Consider the following 7236-nt stretch of genomic DNA (forward strand, 5'->3'; position numbering starts at 1 on the left):
ATGAGTGAACGCGGCGTACTCCTCGACCTGCGGCCGCTGCGCGAAAGCGCGGCGTTCCGGCGGGTGTTCATCGCCCGGACCATCTCGATCTTCGGGATCGGAATGCTGATGGTCGGCGTGCCCCTCCAGATGTACGACCTGACCGGGTCGACGTTCCTGGTCGGGCTCGTCGCCGCGGTCGAGGGCGCCGCGTCCATGGGCGGCATGCTGATCGGCGGCACCCTCGCCGACCGTTACGACCGTAGGAAGCTGATCCTGTTCGCGCGCACCGTGTCCGGGCTCACCTTCGTCGGCCTCGCCGTGAACGCGATGCTCGCCGACCCGTCGTGGGTGGCGATCTTCGTGCTGTCGGTGATCAACGGCCTGATCGGCTCGATCAGCATCGCGGCACTGTTCGCGGTCGTGCCGACCCTGGTCCCGCGGGATCAACTCGTCGGGGTCGGGGCGCTGAACGTCCTCGGTGCCCGCGCCGGCGCCGTCATCTCACCCGCCCTCGGCGGCCTCGTCATCGCGGCGTTCTCGGTGTCCTGGAACTACTGGGTGGCCGCGATCGGCACCGTGATCACGATCGCCCTGCTGGCGGGACTGCCGCCGTTGCCCGCGCCGGCGCCCGTCGAACACGAGGCACACGCGGCCGGTGAACCGGTATCGATGACGCGGTTCGTCCTCGAACACAAGGTGATCGGCGGGGTGATGCTTGCCGGGGTGATCGCCATGCTCGGCAGCGGGGTCCTCGTCCTCGTACCCGGACTGGTGGACGAGCGGTTCGCCGGTGACTCCCGTGCCGCCGGTCTGCTCTACGCGGCCAGTGCGGTCGGCGCGGTCATCGCGACGGTGACCAGCGGGTGGATGTCTCGTCTGGCGCGGCCCGGGACGGTGCTGCTGATCGCCCTCGCGGTCGGTTTCGCGGTGCAGGCCCTCGTCGGGCTCACCGGCACCCTCGTCGTGGCGCTGCTGGTGCTCGTCGTGGTCGGCGCGATCGCCTCGGTGCAGGAAGTGTTGCGGTACTCGCTCATCCAGACCCACACCCCGGAGCACCTGCTCGGCCGGGTGAACGGGCTCTGGTCGGCGCAGGAGGTCGCCGGAATCTCCATCGGCGCGTTGATCGCCGGCGCGTTCGGAGGCGTCGTCGCGCCATCGGCGGCGGTGGTCACCTACAGCCTCACGATGTGTGCCGTCGCGGTGGTCGCCCTGCTGCTCCTCGGCACCCTGCGCCGCACCGTCGCCGGCCCCACCGACGCGCCGTCCGCCGTCCACGCCTGATCCACGCACCACCCACGAAAGGTTTCACCTGTGAGCACCACACTGACCCGGGACCGCATGGTCGCCGACCTGGCCGCCCTGCTCGACCTGCCCGCCGACGAGCTCACCGAGGACGCGAACCTGCTCGACCTGGGACTGGACTCGGTGCGGCTGATGTCTCTGGTCGAGCGGTGGCGTTCGGAGGGCGCGGTCATCGACTTCGTCGACCTCGCGTCCGACCCGGAACTCGGCGCCTGGTACGAGGTCGTCGGTGCGAGCTGAGATCGCTCGATGACACCGCGGGAGGCGGTGCGCCGGGTCGGCTACGCGTCCGGAATCGCCGCCGTCGCGGCGGCAGCGCTCGGTGTGCTCGTCCACTACGTCGGACCCGAGAGCAACAAGCTGATCATCGCGTCCTCGTTCGTGCCGGTCCTGGTGGCCGTCGGGGTGGCGGGTCTGGTGGTGCTGGCGGCGCTGCGTGCCTGGCGGACGCTGGTGGTCGGCGCGGTGATCGTATTCGCCGGCCTCTCCACCCAGCTCCCGCTGTACCTGCGGAACGCCCCCGACGCGACCGCCGCAGACGGCCAGATCCGGTTGTTGCAGGCCAATATTCGACTCGGTGAGGCCGACGCCGACGCACTGGTGGACCTGGTCCGATCGCGATCGGTGAACGTGCTCACCGTCGAGGAGCTCACCGACTCGGCCGTTGCCCGGCTGCGAGAGGCGGGCCTCGAGGAACTGCTGCCGGTCACCTTCCTGAAGCCGAAGGAGTCCGGGGGCGGCGGCACCGGGATCTACAGCCGGTTCGCGATGCGCGATCCCGAGGAGCTCGGCCGGTTCTCGATGGCGAATCTGGTCACCAAGGTCGACCTCGGGGAGGGGCGCACCGTGACGGTCGCCGCCGTGCACCCGATGCCGCCGTACCCGTCGCCGTCGTGGATGTGGGCCGCCGAGATGGAGAAGCTCGCGGTGCTGCTGCACGAGCGGGCCGCGGACGGCGATCCGATGGTCGTCAGCGGCGACTTCAACTCGACGTACTCGCACAGCCGGTACCGGGCGATCCTGTCCGACGGGTTCGCCGATGCCGGGGAACAGGCCGGCGCCGGGCTGGTGCCGACGTATCCGGCGGACCGGTGGTACCCGGCGGTGATCGCGATCGACCGGATCGCCCTGAAGAACGCGGTGGTGGGGGAGTACGAGCGGGTGGACCTCCCCGGATCGGACCACCACGGGCTCTTCGCCACCGTGACACCGCAATTCGCATCGCCGGAGGAGGTTCAGTGAGCCGGGTCAGCGTCGTGGTCCCGGTGTACCGCTGCCTGCCGTACGTCGAGGGCTGCCTGCGGTCGGTGCTCGCCCAGACCCGTCCGGTCGACGAGATCGTGCTCGTCGACGACCGCGGCGGCGACGAGTCGATGGCGGTGGCCGAGCGCTACCTCGCCGAGCGCGGCGCGCGGTTCCACCGCGTCGTGCACGACCGGAACCTCGGCCTCGGCCGGGCCCGCAACTCGGGGCTCGGGGCGTCCACCGGGGATCTCGTCTGGTTCCTCGACAGCGACGACGAGGCCGACCCGCGGTTCGTCGAGTTGCTGGCGGGGGCGCTCGAGGACGGCGCGGCGGACTTCGCGTGCACCCGCACGCAACGCGTCGACGACACCGGACTGGTGCTGCAGATCGACGAACCGCCGTTCGAGGCGATCGTGGTGTCCGGCACGGACTTCGCCCATCGCCTCGTCACCGGGCGGGCGAAGGCGTACGCGTGCACCAAGCTGTTCCGCCGGGAGTTGCTCGGGGACCGGCCGTGGGACGAGGACCAGGGCTACGAGGACATGGCGCCGCTGGTGCGGATGTCGCTGGCCGCCGCGCGGGTCGCGCTCGTCGACGAACCTCTGTACCGGTACCTGTACCGGGAAGGGTCGATCAGCACGTCGCTGAGTCCGCGGACCCTGGACCTGTTCAAGGTGGACGTGGACGTGAGTGCAGCGGTCGCGCAGGCCGGCCTGGGCGAGCGGTGGCGCGACGAGGTCCGTGGCTTCCGGTACCGGGAGATCCTGCGGTCCGTCGCGCACGTCGCGATGCGGGCCGACCACGCGTCCGTGACCCGCCCGCCGCTGTACGACGAGGCGATCGATCGGGTCCGGGCTGCGGTGTCACCGCGCGACGTGCTCCCGCTGCTGCGCACCGGGCACCCGCGGGAGGCGGTGTTCGCGGCCATGCTCGGGACGGTGCCCGGGCTCTACTCGACGATTCTGAGGTACCGATGAGCACGCCCCCGGTGACGGTCCTCGTCCCCGCCTACAACGCGGGGCGTTACCTGCGCCCGATGCTGGATTCGGTGCTGAATCAGGACTTTCGGGACTTCGAACTGCTCGTGATCGACGACGGGTCCACCGACGACACCGCCGAGGTGCTGGCATCGGTGGAGGATCCGCGGTTGCGGGTGGTTCGGCAGGAGAACACCGGCCTGGTCGGCGCGCTCAACCGCGGCCTCGACGAGGCCCGGGGCGACTTCATCGCACGGATGGACGCCGACGACCTGATGCCGGCGGGCCGGCTGACGGCGCAGATGCGGGCGATGCACGACGATCCGCGACTGATCGTGTGCGGCACCGACTACGAACTGTTCGGCGCGCTCACCGGCCGGGTCCGCATGCCACGCACCGACAGTGCGTGCCGGCAGCGGTTGCTCCTGTCGAGTTGCCACTGCGGGGCGTCGGTGATGATCCGCAGACCCGTCCTCGCCCGCAGCGGGCTGCGGTTCCGGCCCGAGTTCGCGCATGCGGAGGACTACCGGATGTTCTCGGAACTGTCCGAGTTCGGCCGCCTCGGCAATCTGCCGATGGTCGGGTACCGGTACCGGATCTATCCCGAACAGGTCAGCGCCCTGCATTCGGACGCGCAGCGGCAGGCGCACCTGCGGATCGCCCGGGAGCACGCGCTCGCCGCCGGGCGCCGGCCGCTGCCGGACGAGGCACTGGAAACCCTTCTCTGGCCGCGGGTTCCGGCCGGCCCGCTGCCCCTGGCCGCTGCTCGCACCGTCGCCGCGATGGCCGGGCCCGCCGTCGCGGCCGTCACCCGGCGACCCGGCGTGGAAACGGTCCGGTTCACCGGCCGCAAGGCCGTCGAGGCGCTGGCCCGGGCGCGGTCCGCGAGGTAGCCGGGACCGGGAAGTCACCAGCGTTCGGGTGCGGGGGTGTCCATCAGGAGCGGACGCCGGTAGGACAGGTCGTTCGCGTCTCGGGTGCCCCTCGGAAACGCCTGCTTCGTGAAGAACGGTGACTGCAGCAGGGAGCCGTCGGCCGTCGCGGACCACTCCACGGTCGAGCGTCGCACCGCGATCCGCCACGTCCCGCCGCGACGTTCGAGGCGGTCGAGGTATCTGCCGCTCATCAGTTGGACGGTGGCACCGTCACCGAGCAGCAGCCCCACCAGGACGTAGCTTGTCGCAGTGCGCGTCCTCGTCGTCGTTCACGCCACGGCTTCCTCACCGATGAGGGTGGTCCGGTGCAGCAGGCGCGGGGAGGTCGGGGCGTACGGCACGGCGCGGTGCAGCATCCCGGTGTTGTCCCACAGGACGAGGTCGCCGCGCTGCCAGTGGTGGCGCAACGCGAACCGCGGCTGCGTCGACCAGTCGAGCAGGCGGTCCAGGAGCGCCCGGCCCTCTTCCTCCGGCCTGCCCACGATGTGGCCGGCCGTCGCGCCGAGGAGCAGTGACTTGCGTCCGTTGGCGCGAGTCCACACCAGGGGGTGTTCCCGGGTCGGGACCCGGTCCCACGCCGCCCGCTGCTTGTCGGTGGGGTCGGGATTCCCGAGCAGCTGCGCCGTCGCGAAGCTGTGGACGACCCGCAGATCGGCGAGCTCGGCCTTCTCCTCGTCGGGCAGCGCCTCGTACGCGGCGTAGGTGTTGGCGAATTCGGTGTCGCCACCCTCGTCGGACACCTCGAGCGCGGTGAGCAGTGTGCCCTTCTGGGGAATCTCGTCGGTAGCGCCGTCGATGTGCCAGTGGAATGTGCCCGTGTTGTAGGACGCCAGTACGGTCTTCGCCGGGTCCAGGCTGATTGCGGAGATCTCCGGGTGCTCGTCCTGGCCGCCCATCGGTGCCACCACGACGTCCCCGAGCAGTCGGCTCAGCGTGACCAGGTCGTCGTCACCGATGTGGGCCTGTCGGAAGAGGACCACGCCGTGCTCGTCCAGGAGCGCGCGGCACCGGGCGGCCGACTCGGCGCCGGCCAGTTCGTTCCCGGGTACTCCGGTGATCTCGACGCCGATGGCCGGGCTGATGGGCGTGGCGGTGGGGAACAAGGGTGCCTCCTTGGACAAGCCGTGTGCAGATCGTTAATCTCGCAAACAGAGAATAGCGTTCTCAATCACGAAAGGGAATCTCTCATGAGGATCGGGCTGACCGGTGGCGCTTCGTCGACCGAGAAGATCGTGCGACAGGCCCAGCGCGCGGAGGCGGACGGCTTCACCTCGCTCTGGTACGCGAGCACCGTCGCCGGTGACCCCCTCGCCGCCCTGGCGGTGGCGGGCCGCGAAACCTCGTCGATCGAACTCGGAACCGCGGTCCTGCAGACCTATCCGTGTCACCCGCTGCTTCAGGCGAATCGTGTTGCGGCCGTGGCCGAGGCGATGGGCAGACCGGGCTTCACCCTCGGCCTCGGACCGTCTCACGAATCCCTCGTCCGGGACGTGTACGGACTCTCCTACGACCGACCCGGACGCAACACCGAGGAGTATCTGCGGATCGTCACCGCACTGCTGCGTGGTGAGGAGGTGGACTTCCGGGGGCACGACTGGTCCACGCGCAGTGCCGGACGGATGACGGCGATCGCCGATCCGGTCCCGGTGCTGCTTTCGGCGATGTCGCCCCGACTGTTGCGGGTGGCCGGACAGTACGCGGACGGCACCGTCCTGTGGATGGCGTCCGCGAAGGTGATCGAATCCCGCATCTCGCCCGCGATCCGGGCGGCGGCCACCGACGCGGGACGCCCCGCCCCGCGCATCGTCGCCGGGTTGCCGGTCGCCGTCCACGACGACCTGGACGAGGCCCGCGACGCGGTCGCTGCCACCGCAACGATGTACGCGGGAATGCCCAACTACCAACGCATCCTGGACGTCGGCGGCGCATCGAACCCGGCGGACGTCGCGATCTTCGGCAGCGAGGATTCCGTGCGGACCCAACTGCAGGGCCTCCTCGACGCCGGGGCCACCGACATCTGGGCGGCGATCTTCCCCGTCGGTGCCGACCCGCGGGCGTCCGTGCGGCGCACCACCGACCTGCTCAAGGACCTGGTCGCCGAGGGATAGCACGCATGCCCCGGTCGGGTGCGCCGACCGCCCTCCCCTTCGAACGTGGGGTTCGCGTCACGCACCGATCGTCAGGGTGTCTCCAACCAGCTCGACGCTTCGTTGCGGTAGTGCCTTCTGTGCGGGACTGCGCACCACGGAGCCGTCGGTCACCGAGAACGCGCTCCCGTGGCATCCGCAGACGATCAGGCCGTTGGAGATTCTCGACACCAGGCATCGGTCGTGGGTGCACACAGCCGAGAATGCCCGGAAGACCCCGGATTCCGGTTGCGTCACCACGACCCGATTCGACGCGAGGATGACACCGCCGCCGACGGGGACGTCGCCGACCGGTACCTGGACCGGCCCGGATGCTTCAGGAGCCGACTCGGATGCACCGCCGCTCCCGCAACCGGTGATGGCGAGGCACCCGGCCGCGCACGCCCCCGTGACGAACGCGCGGCGGGACACTGGTCGGCCCGTCGTGCTCATTCGCTTGCCCTGGTGCAGGTGGTGGTCATGGTTCGCCAGTCTATCGACGTCGGTGGCCGGCCCCGATGTGGTGTCGAGCGGACCGTGTGGCAATCGGCCGGTCGTACGAGCCGGGGGAGGTGCCGGAGTGTCGATCGAGGACAGACGTCGGTGCCCGGGGGCGTGCGCAGAGCACCGGTAACGATGCCGGGTGCGGTCGGCGGGCCGAAGCCCGCC

The 7236-nt window shown here is 70.4% G+C and carries 9 protein-coding genes; 6 read left to right on the forward strand and 3 right to left on the reverse strand.

What is annotated here, in order from left to right; genetic code table 11:
* The 5 genes from entS to ACWDU4_RS21000 are packed head-to-tail and all read left to right on the forward strand — an operon-like array spanning position 1 to position 4399.
* Positions 1–1263: an enterobactin transporter EntS gene (entS, locus tag ACWDU4_RS20980; protein WP_450115851.1), complete on the forward strand. Its 1263-nt coding sequence runs from the start codon at positions 1–3 to the stop codon at positions 1261–1263.
* 57 nt (positions 1264–1320) lie between these two features.
* Positions 1321–1524, forward strand: a complete 204-nt coding sequence (locus tag ACWDU4_RS20985; RefSeq protein ID WP_450115861.1) for a phosphopantetheine-binding protein — start codon at positions 1321–1323, stop codon at positions 1522–1524.
* Between the two features lie 9 nt (positions 1525–1533).
* Positions 1534–2526 (forward strand): endonuclease/exonuclease/phosphatase family protein, encoded by a 993-nt coding sequence (locus ACWDU4_RS20990; RefSeq protein ID WP_450115852.1) that lies wholly within the window; start codon positions 1534–1536, stop codon positions 2524–2526.
* Positions 2523–3506 carry a glycosyltransferase family 2 protein gene (locus ACWDU4_RS20995; RefSeq protein WP_450115853.1) on the forward strand — a complete coding sequence of 328 codons (984 nt, stop codon included), beginning with the start codon at positions 2523–2525 and terminating at the stop codon, positions 3504–3506. The genes ACWDU4_RS20990 and ACWDU4_RS20995 overlap by 4 nt, the downstream gene beginning before the upstream one ends.
* A complete protein-coding gene (locus ACWDU4_RS21000; RefSeq protein ID WP_450115854.1) occupies positions 3503–4399 on the forward strand; it encodes a glycosyltransferase family 2 protein in 897 nt (298 codons plus the stop codon). The genes ACWDU4_RS20995 and ACWDU4_RS21000 overlap by 4 nt, the downstream gene beginning before the upstream one ends.
* 14 nt (positions 4400–4413) lie before the next feature.
* Here the strand turns inward: ACWDU4_RS21000 and ACWDU4_RS21005 are convergent, their stop codons facing one another.
* Positions 4414–4632, reverse strand: a complete 219-nt coding sequence (locus ACWDU4_RS21005) for a hypothetical protein (RefSeq protein ID WP_450115855.1) — start codon at positions 4630–4632, stop codon at positions 4414–4416.
* 78 nt (positions 4633–4710) lie between these two features.
* Positions 4711–5544 (reverse strand): TauD/TfdA dioxygenase family protein, encoded by an 834-nt coding sequence (locus ACWDU4_RS21010; protein ID WP_450115856.1) that lies wholly within the window; start codon positions 5542–5544, stop codon positions 4711–4713.
* A gap of 84 nt (positions 5545–5628) precedes the next feature.
* On the opposite strand from ACWDU4_RS21010, the gene ACWDU4_RS21015 reads away from it, so the two are divergent.
* On the forward strand, positions 5629–6549 hold the full coding sequence (locus tag ACWDU4_RS21015; protein WP_450115857.1) for a TIGR03564 family F420-dependent LLM class oxidoreductase: 921 nt from the start codon (positions 5629–5631) through the stop codon (positions 6547–6549).
* A 57-nt stretch (positions 6550–6606) separates the two neighbouring features.
* Here the strand turns inward: ACWDU4_RS21015 and ACWDU4_RS21020 are convergent, their stop codons facing one another.
* Positions 6607–7020 (reverse strand): Rieske (2Fe-2S) protein, encoded by a 414-nt coding sequence (locus ACWDU4_RS21020; protein ID WP_450115858.1) that lies wholly within the window; start codon positions 7018–7020, stop codon positions 6607–6609.
* Between the last annotated feature and the right edge of the window lie 216 nt (positions 7021–7236).

Source organism: Rhodococcus sp. NPDC003348, assembly GCF_053589375.1.